Genomic DNA, 24611 nt, shown 5'->3' with positions numbered 1-24611 from the left:
CAGTGTGGAAGCCGAAGCGGCGTATTTGCACCGCTCCGGTTTTTTGGGGAAGCCGCGGAAGTGTCAGAAAGACACGCTAGGCTTTGGCCAGACGCTCACCAAGCAAGTGGCTCATCACAATGCAACGACCGCTGCTGATGCCAGGAGCCATCAGCGGGTAGTCAACGCCAAAGAAGTTACCCATGGTGTTGCCCACCGCGAACAGACCAGGGATTGCGACGGAGTTGGTGTCAAGGCACTGCATTTCAGGATTGACGTTCAAGCTGCCAACAGTGACCAACAGATGCGACTTGATGGGCACTGCGAAGAAGGGAGCCTGCTCGATCGGGAACATGCGATCTGCCTGCTTGCCGAAGTCCTCATCCTTACCCTTCTTGGCCAGTTCGGAGTAGCGGGCAACAGTCTTGGCCAGCTTGTCAGCGGGAATGCCGATCTTGCCTGCGAGTTCGGAAAGGGTAGCTGCCTTGAAGGCCATTCCCTTGCTGATCGAATCTTCAAGCGCTTCCGCAGGCTCATTGACCGGGCCGCCCATCGAGGTCTTGATCGGGGCCTGATCCTTAAAGTAGCTGGAGCTGAAGATCGCCCAAGCCTTGCCGTCCGGCTGCATGAAACGCGTATTGCACTGGAACGGATCGGGCTGGTTCTCGTCCTCGTAGCGCTCACCGTTCTTGTTCACGTGCAGGAAGGTCTGGTTCGCAGCCATCGAATCATTGCCGAGCGGCGGCGCAGGAATGGTGTGGATCATGATGGGAAAGGGCGGCTTCATCAGCGAAGCTCCGGCCCACAGAGCCATGGCAATACCTTCACCCTGATTGCCGCCAATGGGCGTGTAGCAGGGAATCTCAGCATACTTGGCCCAGGGCGCCCAGGTATCCAGCATTTCCTGATTCTCGGTGTAACCGCCAACGGCCAGAATCACGGCCTTCTTGGCGTTGAACTGGGTGTAGCCGCCACCCTTGACCTTGGCTATCACGCCGGTAATGCGGCCGTCCTTGTCCTTGATGAGCTGCTTGGCAGCGGTGTTGTAGTGGAAGTCAACACCCTTGTCCTTACAGGCCTTCTCAACGACGCGCACCAGGTAAACCTGCGTCGGAACGTACTCGGAACCGGTGCTGTGGGCCTGATTCTTCAGGAAGAAGTTGTGGGCGGTGGGATAGCTGGGGGTAACGGCATTGACCTTGTACTCGGGCAGAACATCAACGCTGACGCCATTGGCTTCGCACATGTCGATGTAGTGATCGAACACGCGACCGCTCTGGAAGACAAAGTCGCGAACCAGCTTGTGGTGAACGCGGTTCTGCGAGAACTGGATCAGGCGAGCTGCCATCTCATTTTCGTCGATGTGCATGCCGAGGCGCTTCTGAACCTTGGTGTTCACCGCGCCGTTATCCTTGGCGCGCACGCTGTAGGTCTTGAACTTTTCCAGCAGGGCAACCTTCAGGCCGCCTTCTACCGCAGAATTGGCGGCAAAAATACCGGCCACGCCTGCGCCCACAACCACAACGTCCACGTCAACAGTTGCGGTAATCTTGCTAGCCGGAATTGGATCGGGCACAGCTTCCCAGCTATGTTTGGGCTGCGTTGCTGCGTCGCCGGAAGCATCCTGCGCTGCCAGCGCCTGGGGTACACCCAGAGCAACTGTACCTGCAGCAGCGGCCGCGCCTGCAACCAGAGAGCCCTTCAAAAAACTGCGGCGGCTGTTCTTCATTTCCTGATTGTTCTTCATCTCTACTCTCCTCGAGTCGATTTTTGGCAGGGGAAGGCGTTCTTCGCCTTCCCCTGGGTGATTACCGAACCAGACCTGTAGCCTTGTCCAGCAGAACCACAAACACAACGCCACCAGCCCAGCCATCCTGCATCTTGCCAACCTGTGTGGTTGCCATGATGTTGTCGGCGTTGAAGACGCGTGTCACATAGGGGCAGATAATCAGGCTCTTGTTCACCACGAAGTTTGCGTCGGGGCCAATACCGAATTCGTCGCGGCCGGTCTTCTGCAGGTTCTTGGCAACCTGATAGATGTACTCATCCTGCGTCTCGCGCATCCACGTCATCTTCAGTGAATAGCTATCAAAAGGACGCTTTGCAAACGGTCCGTTGGCCTGCACACCCCAATTTGCCGAGGCCGTCAGACCGGTATTGTTCTCCGGTGTAAACGAGATGTTAGTGCTGGCAAAGGCATTCACAGAAGCCGGCACCGGAGCCTTGCGCGCTCCACCTGCCCAGAACGACTGCTTGCCGCCCAGATAGAGCATCTTTGCACCATGCACTGTGGCACCCGTGCTCGGATCCGACTGGGTTGCCGTGTTGCGGACAAACAGAGCCTCGTAGCTGTAGGCATGCGGATCATGCGGATTGGGCGAAGCATACAACGCGTCGAAACCTGCGATATTGTAGTCGCCGCCTTTGGTGTTGGTACGATGCAATCCCCAGCCTTCGGCGAAGGGGAACGCGATCGAGGAGCGCCATTCCGCGCCGGTGACGTGCAGCTTCGGCGTCACATTCACCGTTGCGCGCCACATCCAGTTTGCGTAGGGCGCAGGGTCCAGACCAGCGCCGCCGGAATACTGCGTCAGCGGGCTCTGGCAGGTAAAGTCCTGGTTACAGACCGTCTTGACGACATAACGGCCCATGTTTTCCTTGCCCACTTCCACATTCAGGTGCTTAGAACCCAGATCCTGTTCCCAGGTAAAGCGGGTCAGGTGATAGATGTAGGGAATAAACGGTGGCGGCTGCCCTCCGATGTCATCGCCGACATAAGCGCCATAATCCTGATTGGAAGTCGTCGGTACAAACATCTGTTCAAAATGAAGCGTAGCGCCCGGCACTTTGGCGATCTTGTTCATGTTGAAGTCGGCGCCAACGGTGAACAATGTGAGCGCTTCTTCTTCCCCGGTCTTCTGTCCCAAACTCGGGTTGCCGAGCAAGAACTGAACCAGGTTAACTTCGGGCTGAATGCCGTGACTGGCGAGCGCCTTGCCGACGGGGGCCAAAAATTCCATTCGGGAAGCCGAAGCTGAGGCCGGCACTATCGACACTTCGCTAACCGTTTTGTTGACAGGGGGTTGAAACTCGTTTTTTGTTTGTCCTGTTGCTGCTGGTTCCTGTCCATAAACCAGACAGCCACTCAGCGAAAGAACTCCAGCCATAATAGCAAGCGTAGTTGTACGACACTTGCCGCTAACTCCGTGGATATCGAACACCTGTTCCTCCTCAAGTCCAAAACCAGCTGCCTAAAGCAGTCTGGTTTACTTCCGTACAGCCTTCTCAATGTCAGGCAGCATCTGTCCGAAGACTCCTCCCGCACATATTCACAGCGAGAATACCCCAACCTTGAATGGTTTAAAGCAGATCAAATGCCAAACTTGCAGGAGGAGTGCAAAAAAAGGAATAGAATTAAAAACAAAGGAGTTAATAGCTTTTTGCGCTATTCTTAAAGGAACTTACCCATATAATTTCGCCCAAATCGCCGAAAATGACGGAGCTGCTTCGGCACTTTCGGTACTACATCCTACTCCTGACCAAATTCCAGAATTGTGCAGCAAAACTTCTCATCCTATTGCTTATGTGACAATTACAGACAAAACAAAGTATTTAAAAACGGATCCCGTTCAACATAAACGCTGCTATCTTAGAAATTCTCAGATTTGTGCCAGAGTGTTTATACATTACTGTTGGCTGCACAAATTTTCACCAAGCCGGTAGCTCAGTGCACCGCTGCGCCCGGAGAGAGTGACACTCCTCATGTATAAAATGTAAATTGGTATGGGTCCGCGTAACGCATGCAGGACATAGACATGGGGAGTGTAAACAGTGGATCAGACGGCAAATGACAACACAAAGGCGATTAACCTTTTGCTCCGGATCATCCACGCCGTTGCCTCTCACAGTCAAGCTGGAGAACTGCTGCATGCCATTGAAAACATCCTGCATGACGTCATTGTTTTTGACCAGCTCGACATCGTGGTTCATGACGAATTGACGCAGACCACCATCGCCTATTTTCCCGGGAACGAAGTTGGCCTGAACGTTGCCTCGCAGGGACTTTGTTTTTATGATGGCCCTGCGGGATGGACCTGGAAACACCAGAACATCTATGTTGCCAACACGGAAAAGATCGAGGATGAATTTCCAAGACTCTGGGATCTTTGGAAGCGCGATGTATTTCAGTCCTGTTGCGTTCTCCCGCTGACCACGGCGGCACGCAGAATTGGTGCCCTTGAACTGATCAGTCGCGAAAAAAATACTTACGACGCAATCGAACCAGGTTTTCTACGTCTGGTTGCCGATCAAATTGCCCTGTATGTGGATGCCTACCTCTCCAACGAACGGGAACGCGAATTCAGAAAAAACCTCGCAGAAGAGAGCAACCATCTTCGCATGCTGCTTGGCGTGACCAGTGCGATTGCGTCGAAGCTCGACATGCAGGAGCTTCTCGTCGTTATCAGCACTGAGCTTCTGACGGGAAATGAACACTGGAGTCTGGTGTTCTACGATCTGGAAAACAATCAGATGGAATACCGGGCCTTCCACACACCGCAGGGAAGCAGTTCCATTCGGGCAGGAAGAAAAGAAACAATTGATAACTCTCCGGGTAGCATAGCTTATCGGATGTCCTCCCCCTATATCATAGGATACCGGCAGTTGAAGGAAATGGAGGACCATGCAAACATCATTCCCCTGATGCTCAAGGACGGTCTTCGCTCCAGCTGCTCGATTCCGCTGATCAATCGTGGACGCATAGTCGCCGTACTCAATGTGGCGAGCAAATGCGATGAATTTCCGCCTGCGCAGGCAAAACTGCTTCAGGAAATATCCGGGCAACTGGCAATCGCCGTTGATAACTCCCTGGCCTATGAAGAAATCACTCAGTTAAAAGACCGTCTGGCCAGCGAAAAGATTTATCTGGAAGAAGAGCTCAAGGACCACAGCAACTTTAAAGAGATCATCGGCAACAGTGATGCCTTGCGGAAAGTACTCCAGCAAGCTGAAATGGTTGCGGAAAGCGATTCCACCGTATTGCTTCTGGGTGAAACCGGAACCGGCAAGGAACTGATCGCACGCGCCATTCATGACCTCAGCAAGCGCAAAGCGCACACAATGATCAAGGTCAATTGTGCGGCCATTCCAGCCAACCTTTTGGAAAGCGACCTCTTCGGCCATGAGCGCGGCGCATTCACCGGAGCTGTGGCCCGCAAGATCGGAAGATTTGAGGTCGCCGACAACGGCACGCTTCTGCTGGACGAAATTGGTGACTTCCCGATGGAGCTACAACCCAAGCTGTTGCGCGTTTTGCAGGAACATTACTTTGAACGCGTAGGCTCGACGACTTCCATTTCGACCGACGTACGCATCATTGCAGCCACTAACGTCAATCTTGAACAGAGCATTGCGGAAGGCAAGTTTCGCCGTGACCTCTTTTATCGCATCAATGTCTTTCCCATTGTGATTCCACCGCTGCGGGAGCGCGCCGAAGACATTCCTCTGCTGGCCCGTCATTTTGCGCAGAAGCATGCCCGCAAGATGAATCGCAACATCGAATATATTCCATCCGACACATTGAGCGCGCTCAGCCGTCTTCCCTGGCCAGGTAACATTCGCGAGTTGGAAAACGTTATCGAACGTGCCGTAATTGTGAGTTCCGGTCCCGCACTGCAAGTACAATTGACGGAACTGATCCAGCATTCAAAAGATGTCAAACCGTCCCACGTCGAATTCCAGCCCCGCGCCGATTTTGACGAAATGGAACGTGAGCAGATTCTACGCGCCATGAAAGACAGCCGCGGCATTGTGGCAGGCCCCAATGGAGCTGCCGCTCGACTGGACATCAAACGTTCTACTCTGCTCTCTCGCATGCAGCGTCTTGGTCTTTCTCCAAAAACAATTCGGCTGTCCAGCCGTACCACCAATTATCTTCAAGGAAAAGATCAGCCTCGCTAGCATTCTGTCTCCAAAATCGTTGTCACAGAAACTATTTCCATGCGTGTGCGGAACAGGCTCTATCGTTGCCTTCTGCTAGGACAAATGCAGGTGAGACGTGAGAGGCTCCGCACATCTCAATCTGACAGCTCACGCAGGGATCAAATGCTGCCACCATCAACTGCGCAAAAGTTTCCATCGATGTGCCGCTCATCCCGTGAAGACCACGTACAAAAGCACCGCGTGGATGAAAGTTCCATTCTGTCGGCGCCAGAATCTGGTAGCGCCGCACAAGTCCCTCCGCAATCTCTACACGATGAGCCAGAACGCCCCGTGCCGCCTCAACAACGCCAAGGCCAACCCCTTCTGTAACGCTCATCCGTATGCCATCGTCCACGCGCAATTCCTCTACCAGCTTGCGCATCTCTCGCAGGCAGCATAGTGTGTCCACACACTGTGCCAGAAAATGTACCAGTAGCCCTTCGCCATACTCTGCAATCGCTTCCTGCAGCACTGGCTCTGCACGCCGACGCGCCAGCGCCCCCGTCTCTGCAGGCTCTCCCTGCCATTCTGGCTGCGCGATAAAAGCATCGCCTGTTTCTGCCATCCGCCGCTCTAATGTGGCCACATCTTCTGGATTCAGAAACGCGGTGCAACTTGCCCCACAACGCTCCCAGCCTTTTTCCATCAGACGATGTAGCATCTCTGCGAAAGGTCCAGGATTTTCGCTAAAAGATGCGCGCCAACCTCCCGGCTCAAGCGAAAGGAGAAACCTGGCTTGGCGCAACGCAGCTTCCACCGCATTTAGCGTATCCGTCAGCGCAACAGGATTGGGGACCAGACGTCCACCGCCCGGTCTGCACCAATCGCCATCGGGGTAGAGGCTTCGCCAGAGTTCCGCAAGGTGCGCACGAATCATCTTCAATTCCGCGATAGCCGACGGTCTTTTTCCAAGCAGAACAGGCCAGTTCAACAACGCACTGGTGGCATGCTCTAGGATTGTTTCGCCGTGCAACAACAATGCCCGCGCAGCCTTCTGCGCCGGCGCAACTTCCACTCCCCCAGCCTGCTCAATCGCGGTGCAAGCAGCCAGCCCCTGCGCCATGCGGCAAACGGAATACAGCATGGAGACACTCTGGACCGCATTCTCCGCAGTTAGGCCAGTGAGTTGATTGGGCAGCAAAAGTGGACGATGGTTGACGACTGCCACATCTGCAATACAGGCGTTTTTCACCTGCAACAGGACGTGAATACTTCCCCCGCCTATAATCGAGTAATTCATCCCGCAGCCACCAGCGCAAAGTCATCCACCACACTTTTAAAAATGCGCAGTGATTCCGCAGCCATCTCCGGAGTAACTTTTTCCACCGCATAGGAACCGGCCAGCACGGTTACATAATCTCCCAACTCCGCCGGCTCCGGCAGTAACATCGTGCTGACCATACGATGCACGCCGAAACATTCAACGGTGGCCAGTTGACCCTCAATAAAAATGACGCGGGATGGAATCGCTACACACATCGCAAATCTCCTCTCAGCTCCGCAGCCGTGCAGACTGGCCACATGTGTCCAGTTCTTCCACCACCAAAGTAAGCACTTTTTTCAACGCGGTTTGCACCTCGGGAGAAAGTTCCATCCCGAGTTCCATACTCTGCGGCTGTACGCCGATCAGCACAATACGCCCAGGAGCAGCACCTTTGAAGCGCAACGCCGCCAAAACATCGCATAACCCGACTTGATGGGGCGACAGTTTGGTTTTGAAGAAAACCGGAACCTGATCTCCCACCATGCACACAACGCTGGCAGGCGGCTGGCCGCAACGCACTGCATCAATCACGATGAGGTGATCGACGTTTTCCAGATCCGGAAGAAGTTCCATGACGGCCGTCCCGCCATCGATAACCTCAACTGCCTCGGCCAAATCATAGCTCTGGACAAGCGCCTCGATGGCATGTACCCCCACACCTTCGTCGCCCATCAGGGTGTTGCCAATGCCCAGCACCACCACGCGCGAGGGCATTGCACTGCCCCCGCACGCGCCCTGCAAATCAGCATGAACCACTGCGCCCATTACAGCGCCTGCACAGTGACAGAGTCTTTGTTTTCCATATCAGTCAAATGCACCGCACAGGCGAGGCATGGATCGAAGGAGTGAATCGTGCGCAGGGGCTCAAGAGGCCGTTGCGGATCCGCCACCGGTGAGCCCATCAGAGCAACTTCATAGCTGGACGGTTGCCCATTGTCATTCTTTGGCGCAGCCAGCCAGGTGGAAGGAACCACCGCCTGATAGTTTGCAATACGGCCTTTTTTGATCACCACCCAATGCGACAGCAATCCACGCGGAGCTTCATGCTGGCCCACACCCATAATCTCTCCACTGGGAAATTCGGGCTTGTTGAAGGTGGTCATATCGCCTCTGCCGATGTTATCCATCAACATTTGCCAGTTAGCCTGCAATGCCTCATACATCACACAGGCGCGAATTACGCGCGCCGCATGACGGCCCATCGTCGAGTTCAATGCCGACGGAGTCATCGTATGGCCAGAGATGGCGTGAACCTTTTCTCCCATGCGATTGACATAGCCCTGTGTCGTCTTGTCTCCCATGGCCATGCCCGCCATCACCGAAGCGAGCGGACCAACCTGTGCCGGACGCCCTTCAAACGTTGGCGACTTCACCCAACTGTATTTTCCCTCGTCCTGAAAATCCGTGTACGAAGGCGTTGTTTCACCCTTCCACGGATGCAACGCTGCATTGCCATCCTTGTAGGTGTACCAGGAGTGCTTCACCGACTCCGCAACGCCCTCCGTGAAGTATGGATCGCCGAAATGCGAGATCGGTTTAAAGGCCCTCAGATTGCCCCCGGGAATGTATCCACCCGGCATCATGAAGCGCGTGCCACGTGTGTCGAGCGGCAGATCCGGCGTCGACAGAAAGTCGTTCACGCCCGCGCCAATCGACAACCATTCGGGGTACGATCCGGCAATCGCCGCAACATCGACAAAATAACAGTTGTGAATAAACGCGCCAAGCTTATCGATGTACTCTTTGACCTGCATCAGGCGTTCAATGGTGAGCACGCCTTCGCTGTCGGTGGCAATCGGATTGGAGACACCGCCCACAGCCAGATTCTGAATATGCGGCGTCTTCGAGCCCAGCGTACCCACAATTTTGTTAGCCCAACGCTGCGCTTCAAGAGCCTGCAAATAGTGCGAGACAGCCATCAAGTTCCCTTCCGGCGAAAGACGCATTGCCGGATGTCCCCAATAGCCATTGGCAAAGACGCCAAGCTGCCCCGAACCGATAAACTCCTTCAGACGATTCTGCGTCTCGGCCATCGTTGCCGTACTGTTGCCGTCCCAGTCGGAGATCTTCTCTGCGAACTGCGCGGCTTTTGCCGGGTTAGCCTTGGTTGCCGAAACAACGTCCACCCAGTCGAGCGCCGAGAGCTGATAGAAGTGCACAATATGATCCTGTAGCGAATGCGCGCTCAACATCATGTTGCGAATGTATTGCGCGTTCATTGGAACTTCAAGATTCAGCGCATTCTCAACCGCACGCACCGAGGCCATGGCATGCACCGTAGTGCAGACGCCGCAGATACGCTGCACAATCGCCCAGGCATCGCGAGGATCACGATCCAGAACAATCTTCTCAATCCCGCGCCACATCTGGCCGGAAGCCCAGGACTTCGCCACTCTGCCATTTTCAACTTCGACGTCAATGCGAAGATGGCCTTCAATACGCGTAATCGGATCGATGGTAATTCTTTGCTTCATACGACGCTCCTACCTGGTTGCCATCGCCGCTTTACGGGCGTGTTCAACGGATGGAAGAACAGGGAAAATTTTGACGATGAGGTTATAACCAAGCACCTCAACCGCAATCATGCCGAAGGTGATCAACAGTTCCGGAACCGAGGGGAAGTAGTGCCATCCGGCGCGATGGTAAGCAATCAGATAGCTATCCATGCGGTACAGAATGCCACCCGCCAACATGCAAACCGCTGCAATGAACTGAAACTGTGCGTTCATGCGGCGCGACCGACGCCACAACAACACAATCGGAGCCAAATACAACACATTCTCCAGCAGGAAGAAAAGGCTCAACCATCCTGACGTGAAGATGTAATGCAGATGCCCCTGGATGATCAGCGCGGACCAGCGCAGGCAAAGGAAGGCGATGAGTACGCCGATCAGGTAGCGCGCCAGATGGCCCAGCACATGCGCCTCTGAAGGCCGCGAGAAACGATCTGAAACCAGCGTCGCTTCCAGAATGACAACCCCATACCCCATGCACAATGCCGTCAGCAAAAACAGCGCAGGAAGAACCGGCGTCTGCCACAGCGGATTGAGTAGTGGCCCAAACGGAATCAACATTGTGCCCAGTGACGATTGATGCATCGAAGGCAGAGTCATACCGAGCGCGATCAGAATGAACGTCACCCGGTTGAGCAGCTTCTGCACAGACAGCGTCATCTGATGCAAATTGCCTCCGCCCCGGCCCGTCCATTCAACCGCCTTCTCCATCAGTACCGGCGCAAATTCCAGAATCAGAATCGTGGTGTAAACACTGACGCACAGAGCCACTTCAATCATCACGGAGGTGAAGTTGAAAAAGGTTGGCCATACGATGTGCCAGCCATTCCACCAGCGGCTGATATCGATCATCACTGAGGCACCACCCAGCGCATAACCAAACATACTGGTCAGCACCGCGGATCGAACCAAGGAATGATACTGCCCACGATTCAGCGCATAAACAACCAGCGCCACGGCGTAACCACCGCAACCAATCGCCGAGCCTGCCACCATGTCATAAGCCAGCCACAATCCCCACGGATAACCGTCGTTGAGATTCGTGACCAGAGCAAGACCGAAGCAAAAGCGCAACAGAACAAGGATGCCCATGATGGCCACCAGACTGGCTGCCATCACGCTTGTTCGAGTTACAAGAGAACCGCCCAGAGCTTTCATCTGCATGCCCTATTCCTCCTCCTCGTGCTTCTCACTCTTCAGAGAGCGGCGGACCAGGAACATCAGGCTGCCGAACAATACCGCCGGCGCGATCATCCCCTTGTACAACGTGTGCTGAATCGATTCAGAAGTAGCCACAAATGGCTTTTTCGGAAGCGCCGGCATGCCCATTTTTTCGAATGGAACACCAGAGAGCAACAGCATCTGTGTGCCGCCAACCTCGGTCAAGCCGTAGATTTCATCCACATAGTGCGGTGCGGGCTTTTCATACACATCGGTTGAATCCGCTGTTTTGCGGGGAAAGAATGCGCGCTCGCCGGGAACCATTTTGTGACGGCGCTCGGCTTCCTCCCGCAGCGTGGGAACCGGACCAAACAACGTGGCTCCGGTGGGGCACGCCTCAGAACAAGCCGTAATCTTTCCTTCTGCCAGACGCGTCTTGCACAACTCGCATTTACGCAGCCGTGCCAGGGCCTTGTCGTATTCAAAACGGGGCACACCAAAAGGACAAGCCGCAACGCAGTACCGGCAACCGATACATTTATTGGGGTTGTAGCTGACGATACCCGAAACAGGATCCTTCGTCATCGCCGTAACCGGACAAACCGAAACGCACGATGGCTCAACGCAATGAAGGCAGGACTTCTTCATGAAGGCATAGCCATCCTTCTCCTGATCCTTCGTTACGCCCGTTCCATCGCTGTAGGCCTTGATGACGGTCAGCGTGTCTGCGTCCAGATCCAGCGGCGTGTCCCACAGCTTGTCTTTGGTGCTGAACTCCGCATGCGTATTGTTGGCCTCGCGGCAGGCAACTACGCAGGCCTTGCAACCAACACACAGAGTTGAATCGAAGAGCAGGCCCACGGCCTTGGGAGGCAGAGGATTTTCTCCCTGCTCCTCGGCTTTTGCCACTCCGGAAGCCGCGCAGACTGTACCACCAAGCGCAGCCTGCGTCAGGAATTTTCTTCTCGTCAAGGACATGGATTAGTCCTCCCTATCATCCGGCGCATCTTCCGCCTTGCTTCCCTTGCCAAGGTTGTTGGCCATGGCAACCGAAGCTCCAACCGCAGCGCCAACAGCGGCCGCAGCCACGGCGACTGCCGCAATGCTCGCACCGTGTCCCTGTTGCTCGACAATGCCTGGATAAGAAGCCGGAGGCGTCACGTTCTTTAGTTCCGCCAGCGAGAAGATCGGCTTTTCAAATCCAATTCCCTTCTCCGTGCAGCCAATGCAGGGATGCCCGGTACCCACCGGCCAGCTGCCACTGCCGCAATCGCCAAAGAGAATCGAAGAGCAGTTCGCGTATGTCTCCGGTCCCTTGCAGCCCAGCTTATACAGGCACCATCCGGAGCGATGACCGCTGTCGCCAAACTCCTGCGCGAATCTTCCCGCATCAAAGTGTGGACGCCGTTCGCAGTTCTCGTGAATCAGACGGCCATAGGCAAACTTCGGCCGCCCCTGATGATCGAGCGCGGGCATTTTGCCATACGTAATGTAATGAACCACCGTCGAAAGGAAGTTATAGGGATTCGGAGGACAGCCTGGAATATTCACCACCGGCTTGTTCCACACCTGGCCAACGCCAACACAGCCGGTCGGATTCGGTCCAGTCGATGGCATTCCTCCCCATGCCGCACAGGAGCCAAGCGCAATCACCGCTGCTGCATCCTGCGCGCATTCATTGAGGATTTGCACTGCCGTCTGTCCACCGACCTTGCAGTAGATGCCATTATCCTTTACCGGAATCGCACCCTCTACAACCAAAACATACTTGCCCTTGTTCGCCGCCATCGACGCTCTGCGCGCCTCTTCCGCCTGATGCCCCGCACCGGCGAAAAGCGTTTCATGATAGTCCAGCGAGACCATTTCCAGAATTAGCTTGTCGATAGCCGGATGATCGGAACGCAGCATCGATTCTGTACAACCTGTACACTCGGCAAAATGCAACCAGATCACCGGGGGGCGATGTTTGGTAACAATGGCCTGGGCGATAGCCTTCTCTTCTCCTGCGGCAAGCCCCAGTGTGGCGGCCACACCGGCACAGAATTGCAGGAAGCTGCGCCGAGACAGTCCATCGCGCACCCCGGCTACAGACAACATCTCATCGCTCATTGATTTGACCTCCACATGTCAACACCGTTACGAAATTTTTCTACCTTCGCTACGCAAACCAGACCGGACGGCAGACAGCTTATTGCAGTTCTGCCTGGTTCGCTTGCGAGTTTGGGGAATTAAAGTATTTTCGGAATTGCCGTAGACCGAAGGCATGCTCTCCAGTGCCTTTTTCATCAAGAAAAAGGCACCCGAAAGAGCGCTTCAAAATGCTACGTGCATTCCGAAAAAGCACTATTGCTGTACACCAAGATCCGTCAGCAGTTTTGGTTTTGCCTCATCCACAGCCAGAAGGTTGTGGCATACCGAACAATCCTGCGTGATGGTCTTTCCACCTTTGGACGTATGATCGCCATCGTGGCAACGGAAGCAGCCGGGATAACTGGTGTGGCCGATGTTGTTCGGGTGTGTGCCCCAATCAACCTTCATCTCCGGGAAGACGTTATGTGTATAGATCGACACCAGTCCTTCTGCCGCCGCTCGGATCGTATCCGCATGATCGTGAGCCACTGCCGGATAACTGCTGCGATAGAACGCCATCAGCTGTGCAGGGATCTGCGCACGTGCCTCGGCTTCGCTGCGATAGCTGACCTTCAGCAGTTCCATCCCCTTCTTGTGTACATAGGGAAGAGAAGGACTCACGGCACCCTCGACCATCGCACGACTCAGCGCCACTTCCGGAGTGTCCATCGAGTGCGCTGCGCGATTATGGCAGTCAATGCAATCCATCACACGCCGTTCACCCTTGGGAATGCCATTGCCCGCCGTCGATGAAGCGAACTCGGTCGTGGATCCATCGCTGTTGCGCTTCTGCACCCAGGGAATCGTACTGCGCGCGGAGTCGGTAGCAACGTATTCGATATGCCCAAGATGAGCGCCATGAATACCGCTCAGATTGGAGAGTGAATCGCGACCGCCAAGATGCAACAAAACCACGGTTTTGGTGGATGTGTTCTGCTCATCGTCGGCAAAGCTCGTCTTCACCAGCATCTTTTCGCCAATGTACTTGGCCGGTGTATGACATCCTTCGCAGATCTCACGGGCAGGACGAAGATTCGACACCGGTGACTCAACCGGGCGCGGATAACGATTGAACATCACATCGTACAGCTGTTTGGTACCATTTACCTTGGCGGCAACAAACGAAGAAATACCGCTGCCAATGTGGCAGGAAGCACAATCCACATGCGCGTGCGCTGACACCTGATAAGCAGTAAATTCAGGCTTCATCACATGGCAAAGCTGACCGCAAAACTCTGGCGTATCCATATATGCAACGCCACGATAGCTTGCCGTACCAAGGATGATGAAATTGATCAGCGTAAATGCCGCCGCCCAAATAACTCCACTACGAAATGCCGGATTGGCGAAATCAACCTTCGGATAGATCGACGGTAATTGCCCAACCGACTTCAGATGACGCCTGCGCAGAAAAATTCCGATCGGAATCAGAACCAGTCCAAACAAAAACAAAGCCGGCAGAAGAAAATCGAGAATGATACCCAGATAAGGGTTCATCGATCCGCCATGCCCTAAGATATCGACTGTCCAAAAGCCAACCAATACGAGTGCGGAAGCCGTCGTGAGAGCGCCTCCAATTAGACTCAAAAGGTTATTTCCAAAAAAGATGAAAGACCGAAACCATGTCTTCTGTGATTGATCAGACCCCGTCATGCGTCCCCTGCCTCGTCCTTATTTCTTCTGCATTGTGTGGATGTAAGCTACAACCTGGTCGATTTGCTCACTGGTAAGCTTGTTGGCATATGCAGGCATCTTGCCCTTGCCATTTTTGGTGATGCTTGCAAGTTCGGCCGCAGGCATTTTGGCACTGAATGGTGTCGCCTTCATGGCCTTGCCGCTCGGCGTATTTGCCTGTCCATCGACCCCATGACACATGGCACATTTTGCCTTGTACGTGTCTGCGCCCGAACTCTGCGCAAACATGGGCGTGGCAATCAGCCCAGCCAGGACGCCCACCATCAAACGATTCATCCACTTCTGCATTGCTTCTTCCTCCCCTGTGAAATAAACCTTTACTCGCTGTGCGCAATTGCTCGCGTCATCCCCGTAAACCTGCTCCGCCCCATCAAGAAACGCCGAGGAATAAGCCAATCAACTGGCAGCAGGTTGTCTCGGTTGTAGGAGACAAAAACAGAACCTCCGACATACGCCCGGCGGCACGCCTACCCTACAAACAAACCCAATTGGTTTTGCTCTCAGCGCTGATTGATAAGGCAAGCTGCGTGCCAAAGGAATGCTTTTGCCATAAAAGATTAAGTCGTTTATATTCATAAATATAAAAAGATGAAAATTACTTAATTGTGATTCCTTACTGCCCATGTGTCGAAAAAATGCCGAAAATAACGAACACGCCGACGCTTTCTCGGCAAATTATGCACAGACGGAGTAGCTCAAACGCTCGAAGAGGTCCATCCTGTTTCTCCCCGCATATGCCTGGCTGCTCGCTTCTGGAATTTCCTCGATGGACTTCAATAAAAATCCATTTTCTGCTGCCTCGGCAGAGCCAGGAATTCCCGTGGCCTTCCGAGCGTATCGATCACGCTGAAAAACGTAGTTCTTCTGTATGGTTTCTCTACGGTCATGCCCAAGACGCATTTTGGAGGCAAAACGCGCCATTCATCGTGCCCGCCATGGATTCTGCGCGTGGAGTGTTTTGCGCTCCACCAGAGCGCGCAGGCACTGCATTCCTCGGACATAAGGAGAGAATCAAGAATACGCAATCGAGTGCACCTAACAGTGCAACGGGCATTGCGCGGCATAGAGCGCTGATCGTGGCAACCAGAATCTCTTCCGACGGACGCACACCAAGGTACGGCGAGTGGATAGTCGGCGTACTCGGCAGAACCGGGAATCACCTCACCCTTTAGCCCCACAGTTGGCGTTTTTACACATTCCTTAGCATTACCAAGATCACGGCCATCTTCCACTACGTGCCTGAATACTGGGGCGTTTTTCGGGGAGTAATCCGTCGCTGGGAAGATTTCTTGCTTTCCCAGGTCTCAGAATTTAGACTCGGGCGCCCGCCAGACTACCCCTCTCATTATGTTCTAGTCCGGTAGCTGCCAGTTTCATGCCATGGTCGAGAGGCGTCTTCTTTATCGATCATGATGCTCCAGGAGTAAAATTCTGCTCTATGTGTGATGAGCCGGACTTGTTCCGACTAGGAGTCTGTCGCCCATAGAATTGCCCGAGGTCCTGGTCCAGACCAGGCCCAGCAGATTACGATTTTGTTATGGGCCAGAACTTCCTTCCAGACACGGTCAACCAGACGCTTCTGTTTCCACCCAGCCTTCACGACTGGCTACCTGACGGCCATTTGGCTCGTTTTGTCGTGGATGTGGTTTCGGCATTGGATCTTGAATCGATCTATGCTTCGTATCGCGAGAAGGATGGTCGCGGCCAGTCGGCTTATGCTCCGGAGATGATGGTTCGCCTTCTTTTGTACGGTTATGCCACGGGCGTTTACAGCTCACGCAGGCTTGAGAAGCATACCTGGGAAGACGTGGCATTTCGCTATCTTTCCGGCGACCAGCATCCGGACCACGCCACGCTGGCCGAGTTTCGCAAACGGCATCTGGCTGCGCTGTCCGAACTGTTCACGCAGGCCTTGTTGCTGTGCGCAAAAGCCGGTCTGGTTAAGCTGGGTCATGTGTCGATCGATGGAACAAAGATCAGGGCGAACGCCAGCAAGCACAAGGCGATGAGCTACCAGCGCATGACCGAGAGCGAGGCGCGCCTGAAGCAGGAAATCAACGCTCTGTTGGCTGCTGCGGAAAAAGCGGATGCCGACGAGGACGCGCAGTACGGCAAGGATCGGAACGGCGAAGAACTTCCCGACGAGTTACAGCGACGCGAGAGCCGGTTGCAGAAGATTCGCGAAGCGAAGCAGGCACTCGAAGACGAGGCCCGCGAGAAGGCTGAGCAGAAACTTGCTGAAGCAGAAAAGAAACAGGCTGACGAGGAAGAAGATCGTCGCGCGGGCAAAAAGAAACGTGGTCGCAAGTCGAATCCCCCTGATCCGGACAAGGCAAAACCCGCAGACAAGGATCAGCGCAACTTCACGGATCCGGAGAGCCGCATCATGCCGGATGGCGCCAATAAAGGCAGCTTTTTACAGGCTTATAATGCGCAGATCGCGGTCGATTCCATCGCGCAGGTAATCGTGGCCGCCGCGGTTACGCAGGAGACGAACGACAAAAAACAATTACTGCCGATGGTGGCACAGATCGAAAAGAATCTTGCCCAAAAGCCCGAGAAAGTCAGCGCTGATACCGGCTACTTCAGCGAAGCAAATGTGACCGACGCAACGGTAGCTGAAATCGACTTATACATCGCCACAGGCCGCGACAAACATAGTGATCCAACGGAGATAGCCTGTGGTGAAGCCCCGTCAGATGCAACGGCACGAGAACAAATGCAACATAAGTTGAAGACCGAGGCCGGACGCGCAGTCTACAAAAGACGCAAGGCGATCGTGGAACCGGTCTTTGGACAAATCAAGGAGTGCCGCGGTTTTCGTCGCTTCAGCATGCGCGGCAAACAGAATGTGAGCGGAGAGTGGAGGCTGGTGTGCGCGGTCAGCAATCTGTTGAAGCTCTTTCGCTCCGGATGGGCACTGCAAAACGCGTAAAAACAACGAAAGATCAGAATCCGAATCAGAGTCGCGCCTCAAAGATACGGTGCGGTAGAGAAAAACTGACAGCAACAGACAAATCCAGTACTGCGCAGCCAGGCCGACATCTCCTGCAAAAATCGCAAACGCTATGAGCGACAGACTCCTAAAGTCGGGAGTATTTCTCGCATAAGTTCGATAAAGCGACGCAGGCGCGCTGGATAAAAGTGCGCATAGGGATAGACCAGATAGACAGGCAACGATGCTCCATGCCACTCGGGAATAAGCTGGACTAGACGGCCCTGCTCCAGATCCTCTTTCACCATCCATGTAGAAATCAGCGTGGCTCCAAAACCGGCCAGGGCTGCCTGATGTGTGGTGTAGACGCTGTCGGTGCTCAGGCGCGGAGTAATCGCGAGATTTCGGCTTTCGCCCGTGGTATGGTGCGTCAATGCCACTGTATCGCAATAAAAAAGGTTGAGCGCGATCCATGGAAGCGCCGGCAAATGATCGATGCTGAGATCAGCCTGCTGCGCAAGCAAGGATGGTGCTGCCACCACGATGCGCGGCACCTCCGCCAACAGCACAGCAACCAGAGAAGGATCTTCCACCGCCCCAAGCCGGATCTCGCAGTCCACACCCTCGGCGATGAAGTCCGGACGATGCCGATGCAGAAGCCACTCGACCGAAAGTTTGGGATAGCGCCGAAGAAAGGCAAGCAGGGGCGCCACTAGTTGATCTTGCCCGAAAGCGTGCGGCACCACGATGCGCAGCGTGCCGAAGGGATCAGAGGTTGCTCCACGCAACTCCTCTTCCATGCTGGACCAATTCTCGAGCAGTTGCCGGGAATGAGCCAGAAAGCGTTCGCCATCTTCGGTGAGGTTCATGGCATGGGTGGAGCGCTGCACCAGCCTGACTCCCAGCCATTTTTCCAGGATCTGCAGGCGACGGCTGACGGTCGGCTGGGTTGTGCCAAGCCGGTTGGCAGCTGCCGACAGTGACCCCGCCTCAACGATGGAGACAAAGGTGGCCATCAGCTCAATCCGGTCCGATCCCTGAGGTAGGGGCGTATTCATACGTAAAGCGTATAGCAGTTCTGCGCTCCGGACCACTACCATCTCCGAGAAATAACCGGCAGTATGAATCTGTCAGCGCAATACAAACCCGGCATTCAAAAGCGGAGTGGGGATGCAAAGTTCTGCAGGAATAGTCCCGGAGAGAATGCGCAGGAAAGGACCAACCGATGGCAAATGAATTATTTGCAGAGATTAAGCTGGGAGAGATCACGCTGCAGAACCGGATGGTGATGGCTCCCATGACGCGCCTGCGGGCTACCAAAGACTGTTTGGCCTCGCCCGCCATGGTGGAATACTATCGCCAGCGTTCCACGGCGGGACTCATCCTCACCGAGGGATCACATCCCAGTCCAATGGGGCGTGGTTATACCTATCCTCCGGGGATCCATACGCCAGAGCAAGCGGCAGCATGGCGCAAAGTCACCGATGCCGTGCATGAGGAGGGTGGGCACATCTTCCTTCAACTGATGCACGCAGGCCGTGTGACGCACTCCTCGCTTTTGCCCGGTCATGCACTGCCGGTTGCTCCTTCGGCCATCGCGGTTTCGGGCTTGATTCATACCTTTGAAGGCAAGGTACCCTTTGAAGTCCCGCATGCGCTCGCAACCGAAGAGATTCCCGGAGTGATTGCAGAGTATCGCCGTGCGACTGAACTGGCCGTTGCGGCAGGCTTCGACGGCGTCGAGCTTCATGCTGCCACAGGTTATCTGCCGCATCAGTTCCAGGCCTCGGGCTCCAATCATCGCACAGATGCTTATGGCGGCTCGCTTGAAAATCGCAGCCGCTTCACGCTTGAGATCCTGCAGGCGCTTTGCGAGGCATGGGGTGCGGGGCGCGTCGGTATCAAAATCGCTCCGGGTTATACCGTCAATGACATGTACGACGAAGATCCCGCGGCTACCTATCAGTATCTGGCCCGGCAATTGAATCCAATGGGACTGGCATACCTGCACGTGGGCTATGAAAGTGGTTACACACGCGGAACGGGGCCTGACTTCAATCCCATTGATCTTTTGCGCAAAGAATACAACGGAACATTGCTGGCCGCAGGCGGATTCACAAAGGAGACGGGCAACGCGATTCTTGCTGCGGGCCGCGCCGATGGTGTGGTCTTTGGTCGCGCTTTCATTGCCAATCCTGATCTGGTTGAGCGCTTCCGCAGGGATGCGCCCTTGAATGAGCCGAGCGATATGAGCACCTTTTATGGCGGTGGTGCGCATGGCTATACCGACTACCCAACGCTGGAAGACTAAACGCAAACAGCGCATACAAAGAGAAGAGAACACGATGTATAACACAGCACAGCAAGAGCACACACTGCCGCGCTCTCTGATTTTTCTGATGGCCAGCGGAACGGGCTTTGCGGTCGCATCCCTCTATTACGCGCAACCGATCCTGAGTCTTCTGGCAGCGGATTTGCGCGCCAGCGACCGCGCCGTGGGCATGATCCCAACCTTGACGCAACTGGGCTATGCGCTGGGCATTCTGCTGCTGAGCCCGCTAGGAGACCGGCATGATCGTCGTCAAATTATTTTGATGAAGACGGTGATTCTGGCCATCTCGCTCGTGGTCTGCGGCATGGCTTGCGGCATTGGATTCATGATGGGCGCAAGTCTGTTGATGGGCATCAGCGCCACACTCGCGCAAGACGTTGTTCCAGCCGCAGCTCACCTTGCGCCGCAACAGAGCCGGGGTAAAGTGGTGGGAACGGTGATGACAGGATTACTGCTGGGGATTCTGCTTTCCCGCGTTGTGAGTGGCGTTGTCGCAGAGCAATATGGCTGGCGTGTGGTCTATGATGCTGCGGCACTGTCTATCGCGCTCTTCGGAGTTTTGGCGTGGAAATACCTGCCTCACTTTTCCGTATCGACGCAGCTCTCGTATGCATCTCTTCTCGCTTCGATGAAAAATCTTTGGCGCGAACACTCCGCACTACGTCAGGCATCGTATGCACAAGGCTTGTTGTCGATGGGTTTCAGCGCTTTTTGGACCACACTAGCGTTGATGCTGCATCACACATTCCATCTGGAAAGTTCCGTGGCCGGAGCCTTCGGACTGGCAGGCGCGGCTGGCGCGATTGCTGCTCCTCTGGCCGGACGCATGGCCGACCGCCGCACTCCAGATCTGGTCGCACGTCTGGGCTGCGCAATTGCTGCTGTATCCTTTGCTGCAACAGGTTTTTCCGTATTGCTTTCGCTCAAGGCGCGGTTGGTCCTGCTGGCAATGGTCGCCATTGGTTTCGATTTTGGTGTGCAGTCTTCGCTGGTCGCGCATCAAACAATCGTCTTCGGCATTGCCCCGAAGGCGCGCAGCCGCGCCAATGCTCTGCTTGTGACCTGCATGTTTTTGGGCATGGCAGCAGGCTCTGTGCTGGGCAGTATAGTGCTAGCACGCTGGGGCTGGAGTGGCGTAATGGCATTCGCCACAGCCACGTCAGCAGGTGCGTTTGTAGTCCGCTTGCGGAAGGGCCATGCCTCATCAAAGCAGGCATCAATAGCTATACCACTTTGCAGCTGCAGCAATGTGAATGGCGGCATTGTTTAATAAATCCCTTTGGAAAAAGCTGCAGCGTTTGGGCCGCGCCTGCGGGGGGAGTGGCCCATCACGCGCTTGAATGCTGTACTAAAGGCACTTTCTGAATCATAACCCAGAGACAGTGCAATCTTACTGAGTGAATCCTTTGTGCCTTTCAGACGATCTTCGGCCAAACGCATGCGCCATTCGGTCAGGTACTCGATGGGAGATACGCCAACGCGCTCTTTAAAGCGTTGCGCAAAAACCGAGCGCGACATGCCTACGAGTCGTGCGAGCTTTTCGACTGTCCAGCTTTGCTCTGGTTCCTGATGCATGGCAGTCATTGCCTGTTTCATTGCAGAATCACTCAGAGCAAAAAGCCAACCCGTGCATTTCTTCTGATGGTCGCTAAGATGCAGTCGCAACGCCTGAATCAGCATCAAGTAAGCAAGATTTTGGACAACCAGATCGACACCAGGCTGTTGCTTTTGTAGTTCTTCCTGCATACGCTCTATCGACGAGCGCACGGCAGTCTTGTCCGCATCGGTTTGCAGCGCCACGATGGGGAGAAGTTGTGCGAAAAGACTCTTTGCACTTCCTTCGGCAAATGTAAAAAATCCACCCACAATAAAACAGTGCCCACCACCCTCGATGTATGCCACACCACTTTTCCGGCAAATCATACTCAGCCTGGAAATTGCATCGATAGACTCCGCGTTGAGATCCGTCGCAAGTCGAAAGGGCCTGCCATGCAACAGCAAAAAACAGTCCCCTGCCGTGAGATGAACTTCCTGTGTATCGTCGTCGAGCGCGACCCAGCAATCGCCGGAAACGACTGAATAACACTTGATGCCATCGTGTTCTCCAAAGTGCAACGAGACTTGTTTGCCCAGGTCAATGCCTCCGGCAATATAGCGGCGTGGTTTAAGCAGAGAAAGTGCATCGGAAAGAGGGTCCATGGTGGCTCCGGACGATTGCGAGGATATTTCGGACTTTACAGCATAGATTGTCTTGCTGCAACTTCGTAGGATCTTTTCAGGGCCGATGGTGTCGTGCTTTGGCTCTACAAACAGGAGGCAATCATGCGTGTTTTTGTCACCGGGGCAACCGGTTTTATTGGCTCGGCTGTCGTGGCCGAATTGCTTGGCGCAGGGCATGAGGTGTTGGGGTTGGCACGCTCTGACAAGGGGGCTGCGGCTCTCGAAAAGGCAGGCGCAAAGGTGCATCGTGGCAACCTTGAAGATGCTGCGAGCCTGCGCCGTGGCGTGGCATGGGCCGAGGGCGTGATCCACACCGGCTTCAATCATGATTTTTTGCACTTCGCAGAAAACTGCTTGCTTGACCAGCGAGCCATCAAGGCCATGGGGGAAGAACTCACTGGCTCCACGCGGCCCATCGTGGTTTCAACAGGAACAGGCCTGATCACAAAGGAACGCGCCGTCACCGAAGACGATCCAGCGCATCCGGTTTCGGCGGCTTTTCCTCGCGCATCGGAAGCCGCGGCCTATGCGCTTGTTGAGCGCGGCATTCACGCCTCGGTCGTGAGGCTGCCACCTTCGGTGCATGGCGCGGGCGATCACGCCTTTGTGCCGATTCTGATCAACATCGCACGGCAGACGGGCATTTCAGCCTATATCGGCGAAGGCGCGAATCCCTGGTCTGCAGTACACAGGCTAGATGCGGCAGTGGTCTTCCGCCTGGCTCTTGAGCGAGCTGCAAAAGGAACGCGCTATCACGCCGTGGCGGAAGAGCATATTACTTTCCGCGAGGTTGCCACGGAGATCGGTCGTCAATTGCAGTTGCCAGTTGTGAGCAAATCGCCGGAAGAGGCAGAGGCGCATTTCACCTGGTTCAACAGATTTGCCGAAATGAAAGCTGCTGCGTCTGCACAGAAAACGCGCGAACTGCTGGGTTGGAAGCCATCTCAGCCAGGTCTTCTGGAGGATATGAAACACGCAAGCTACTTTGCTTCGTAGTAAGGAATGGCCTGCGAGAATCAACTACTCGCAGGCCATTCAAAGTGCCTCCGTGGCGTGGATATCCTCGTCAACAATGCCGGAATCATTCTGCATGGTTTGACCACGCTGTCCGATGCCTTCGTTGCGCTCTTCGACCATCTGACTATTGCAAAATTCGCTTACTGATCCGGCCCAAATGAGTGAGACATTTTGTTAAGCTGGAACGTCTCATCTTCATGGAGAAGACCGAGGCTCATAAGCTTCCGCGGGTAGTGTTGAATGAGCGTCGCCGTCGCGCCGTGAAGTTGCGTTTGAGCGGAGCGACGATCGCCGAGACTGTTGCGCAGTGCGAGTTGGGTAGATCAGCGGTCATCCGCGCGCTGCATGCCTACCAGCGCGACGGCTGGCACGCCGTCGCTGTTCCGATTGTTGGTAGGCCATCAGGTTCGGGCCGTCAGTTGAGCGCCGAGCAAGAGAAGAAGATTCAGCAGCTGATTCAGGACCGCACGCCGGATCAATTGAAGCTGGCCTATGCGCTGTGGACGCGCCAGGCGGTGAGCGAGTTGATCGAAGCTGTGTACGGCATTCGGCTGACGGTTCGCAACATGGGCAAGTATCTCCAGCGTTGGGGATTCACACCGCAACGGCCCTTGAAGAAAGCCTATGAGCAATCGCCAGAGGCGGTCGCGAAGTGGGTCAAAGAGGAGTATCCGCAGGTTGCCAAAGCCGCGAAGACAGAGGGCGCGGAGATACAGTGGGGCGATGAAACGGGGTTGCGCTCGGATGATGTGCGCGGCCGAGGCTATGCGCCGAAGGGCAAGACGCCCGTGGTGCTGGCCAATGCCAATCGATCAAAGCTGAGCGTGATTTCAACGGTGACCAACAAGGGACAGATGCGTTGGAAGATCTTCGCGGGTGCGCTGAACACGAAGATACTGATCGGCTTCATGAAGCGGCTTGTGCATGGACGCGAAAAGAGAGTTTTCCTGATCCTAGACAACCTGCGCGTGCATCACTCCAAGGCGGTGAAGAAATGGCTTGCAGAAAATGAAGAGAAAATCCAGGTCTTCTACTTGCCCAGCTACTCTCCGGAACTGAACCCGGACGAACTGCTCAACGCTGATTTGAAGCAGCAAGTGACCAAAGCCGCACCACCCAGGAACAAGACCGCCTTGACCCGTACCGCCATAGGTACCCTGCGTAGCATCCAGAAGCGGCCCGACAGGGTCGAAAGATACTTCCGCCAAAAGGATGTCGCCTATGCGGCATAGATTTCACTCTTCTGGGCCGGATCAATAATATCTTATACTTATGGAGCAGTATCGACAATTCTACCCTGACCGTTGAGCCGTCTTCTGACGTTCCAAAATGTACAAAACCTATGCATCCGTACGTTGTTTGTACTGCTTCTTCCAGGTAGGACCT

Annotated in this window: 22 protein-coding genes; 8 read left to right on the top strand and 14 right to left on the bottom strand. The window is 54.8% G+C overall.

The window, feature by feature from the left end:
* Window positions 1-76 precede the first annotated feature (76 nt).
* Together ACOBR2_RS05290 and ACOBR2_RS05285 are read right to left on the bottom strand one after the other, a co-directional pair.
* Window positions 77-1726, bottom strand: coding sequence for an FAD-dependent oxidoreductase (locus ACOBR2_RS05290; protein ID WP_420239009.1), 1650 nt, complete (start codon window positions 1724-1726; stop codon window positions 77-79).
* 61 nt (window positions 1727-1787) lie between these two features.
* On the bottom strand, window positions 1788-2999 hold the full coding sequence (locus tag ACOBR2_RS05285) for a carbohydrate porin (RefSeq protein WP_420239008.1): 1212 nt from the start codon (window positions 2997-2999) through the stop codon (window positions 1788-1790).
* Window positions 3000-3330: 331 nt separating this feature from the next.
* Here ACOBR2_RS05285 and ACOBR2_RS05280 point away from each other — a divergent pair, with 331 nt between their 5' ends.
* Together ACOBR2_RS05280 and ACOBR2_RS05275 are read left to right on the top strand one after the other, a co-directional pair.
* A complete protein-coding gene (locus ACOBR2_RS05280) occupies window positions 3331-3702 on the top strand; it encodes a hypothetical protein (RefSeq protein WP_420239007.1) in 372 nt (123 codons plus the stop codon).
* 108 nt (window positions 3703-3810) lie between these two features.
* Window positions 3811-5937 carry a sigma 54-interacting transcriptional regulator gene (locus ACOBR2_RS05275; protein ID WP_420239006.1) on the top strand — a complete coding sequence of 709 codons (2127 nt, stop codon included), beginning with the start codon at window positions 3811-3813 and terminating at the stop codon, window positions 5935-5937.
* Between the two features lie 31 nt (window positions 5938-5968).
* On the opposite strand, the gene ACOBR2_RS05270 is transcribed toward ACOBR2_RS05275, so the two are convergent.
* The 10 genes from ACOBR2_RS05270 to ACOBR2_RS05225 form a co-directional block, all read right to left on the bottom strand.
* A complete protein-coding gene (locus tag ACOBR2_RS05270; RefSeq protein ID WP_420239005.1) occupies window positions 5969-7198 on the bottom strand; it encodes a nickel-dependent hydrogenase large subunit in 1230 nt (409 codons plus the stop codon).
* The gene (locus ACOBR2_RS05265) at window positions 7195-7437 is read right to left on the bottom strand and encodes a HypC/HybG/HupF family hydrogenase formation chaperone (protein WP_420239004.1); all 243 of its coding nucleotides are present in this window, start codon (window positions 7435-7437) and stop codon (window positions 7195-7197) included. Before ACOBR2_RS05265 ends, ACOBR2_RS05270 begins: the two co-directional genes overlap by 4 nt.
* 13 nt (window positions 7438-7450) lie before the next feature.
* Complete coding sequence (locus ACOBR2_RS05260) at window positions 7451-7936, bottom strand: HyaD/HybD family hydrogenase maturation endopeptidase (protein ID WP_420239003.1); 486 nt, start codon at window positions 7934-7936, stop codon at window positions 7451-7453.
* A 50-nt stretch (window positions 7937-7986) separates the two neighbouring features.
* Window positions 7987-9696, bottom strand: coding sequence for a nickel-dependent hydrogenase large subunit (locus ACOBR2_RS05255; protein WP_420239002.1), 1710 nt, complete (start codon window positions 9694-9696; stop codon window positions 7987-7989).
* A 9-nt stretch (window positions 9697-9705) separates the two neighbouring features.
* A complete protein-coding gene (gene nrfD / locus ACOBR2_RS05250; RefSeq protein WP_420239001.1) occupies window positions 9706-10899 on the bottom strand; it encodes an NrfD/PsrC family molybdoenzyme membrane anchor subunit in 1194 nt (397 codons plus the stop codon).
* Window positions 10900-10902: 3 nt separating this feature from the next.
* On the bottom strand, window positions 10903-11874 hold the full coding sequence (gene hybA, locus ACOBR2_RS05245) for a hydrogenase 2 operon protein HybA (protein WP_420239000.1): 972 nt from the start codon (window positions 11872-11874) through the stop codon (window positions 10903-10905).
* Between the two features lie 3 nt (window positions 11875-11877).
* Window positions 11878-13005: a hydrogenase small subunit gene (locus ACOBR2_RS05240; RefSeq protein ID WP_420238999.1), complete on the bottom strand. Its 1128-nt coding sequence runs from the start codon at window positions 13003-13005 to the stop codon at window positions 11878-11880.
* 234 nt (window positions 13006-13239) lie between these two features.
* Complete coding sequence (locus tag ACOBR2_RS05235) at window positions 13240-14523, bottom strand: NapC/NirT family cytochrome c (RefSeq protein ID WP_420238998.1); 1284 nt, start codon at window positions 14521-14523, stop codon at window positions 13240-13242.
* 174 nt (window positions 14524-14697) lie between these two features.
* Window positions 14698-15009, bottom strand: coding sequence for a c-type cytochrome (locus tag ACOBR2_RS05230; RefSeq protein ID WP_420238997.1), 312 nt, complete (start codon window positions 15007-15009; stop codon window positions 14698-14700).
* Between the two features lie 387 nt (window positions 15010-15396).
* Window positions 15397-15642 (bottom strand): hypothetical protein, encoded by a 246-nt coding sequence (locus ACOBR2_RS05225; protein ID WP_420238996.1) that lies wholly within the window; start codon window positions 15640-15642, stop codon window positions 15397-15399.
* Window positions 15643-16258: 616 nt separating this feature from the next.
* On the opposite strand from ACOBR2_RS05225, the gene ACOBR2_RS05220 reads away from it, so the two are divergent.
* Entirely contained in the window at window positions 16259-17656 is a 1398-nt protein-coding gene (locus tag ACOBR2_RS05220; RefSeq protein WP_420236173.1) for an IS1182 family transposase, read from the top strand.
* A gap of 131 nt (window positions 17657-17787) precedes the next feature.
* Here the strand turns inward: ACOBR2_RS05220 and ACOBR2_RS05215 are convergent, their stop codons facing one another.
* The gene (locus ACOBR2_RS05215) at window positions 17788-18714 is read right to left on the bottom strand and encodes a LysR family transcriptional regulator (protein WP_420238995.1); all 927 of its coding nucleotides are present in this window, start codon (window positions 18712-18714) and stop codon (window positions 17788-17790) included.
* A gap of 167 nt (window positions 18715-18881) precedes the next feature.
* Here ACOBR2_RS05215 and ACOBR2_RS05210 point away from each other — a divergent pair, with 167 nt between their 5' ends.
* Both ACOBR2_RS05210 and ACOBR2_RS05205 read left to right on the top strand, forming a co-directional pair.
* Window positions 18882-19967, top strand: a complete 1086-nt coding sequence (locus tag ACOBR2_RS05210; RefSeq protein ID WP_420238994.1) for an alkene reductase — start codon at window positions 18882-18884, stop codon at window positions 19965-19967.
* A gap of 34 nt (window positions 19968-20001) precedes the next feature.
* A complete protein-coding gene (locus ACOBR2_RS05205) occupies window positions 20002-21258 on the top strand; it encodes an MFS transporter (protein ID WP_420238993.1) in 1257 nt (418 codons plus the stop codon).
* Here the strand turns inward: ACOBR2_RS05205 and ACOBR2_RS05200 are convergent.
* Complete coding sequence (locus tag ACOBR2_RS05200) at window positions 21255-22187, bottom strand: AraC family transcriptional regulator (protein WP_420238992.1); 933 nt, start codon at window positions 22185-22187, stop codon at window positions 21255-21257. The two genes, ACOBR2_RS05205 and ACOBR2_RS05200, sit on opposite strands and share 4 nt — an antisense overlap.
* A gap of 123 nt (window positions 22188-22310) precedes the next feature.
* Here ACOBR2_RS05200 and ACOBR2_RS05195 point away from each other — a divergent pair, with 123 nt between their 5' ends.
* Genes ACOBR2_RS05195 through ACOBR2_RS05185 form a run of 3 tightly spaced genes read left to right on the top strand, consistent with a single transcriptional unit; the run spans window position 22311 to window position 24457 of the window.
* Window positions 22311-23204, top strand: coding sequence for an SDR family oxidoreductase (locus tag ACOBR2_RS05195; RefSeq protein ID WP_420238991.1), 894 nt, complete (start codon window positions 22311-22313; stop codon window positions 23202-23204).
* A 6-nt stretch (window positions 23205-23210) separates the two neighbouring features.
* Window positions 23211-23372, top strand: a complete 162-nt coding sequence (locus tag ACOBR2_RS05190) for a hypothetical protein (protein WP_420238990.1) — start codon at window positions 23211-23213, stop codon at window positions 23370-23372.
* A 50-nt stretch (window positions 23373-23422) separates the two neighbouring features.
* A complete protein-coding gene (locus ACOBR2_RS05185) occupies window positions 23423-24457 on the top strand; it encodes an IS630 family transposase (protein WP_420238989.1) in 1035 nt (344 codons plus the stop codon).
* Window positions 24458-24611 lie beyond the last annotated feature (154 nt).

This window comes from Telmatobacter bradus, assembly GCF_048629425.1.
Lineage (GTDB): Bacteria > Acidobacteriota > Terriglobia > Terriglobales > Acidobacteriaceae > Telmatobacter > Telmatobacter bradus.
This window is presented reverse-complemented; position numbering and strand designations above follow the sequence as displayed.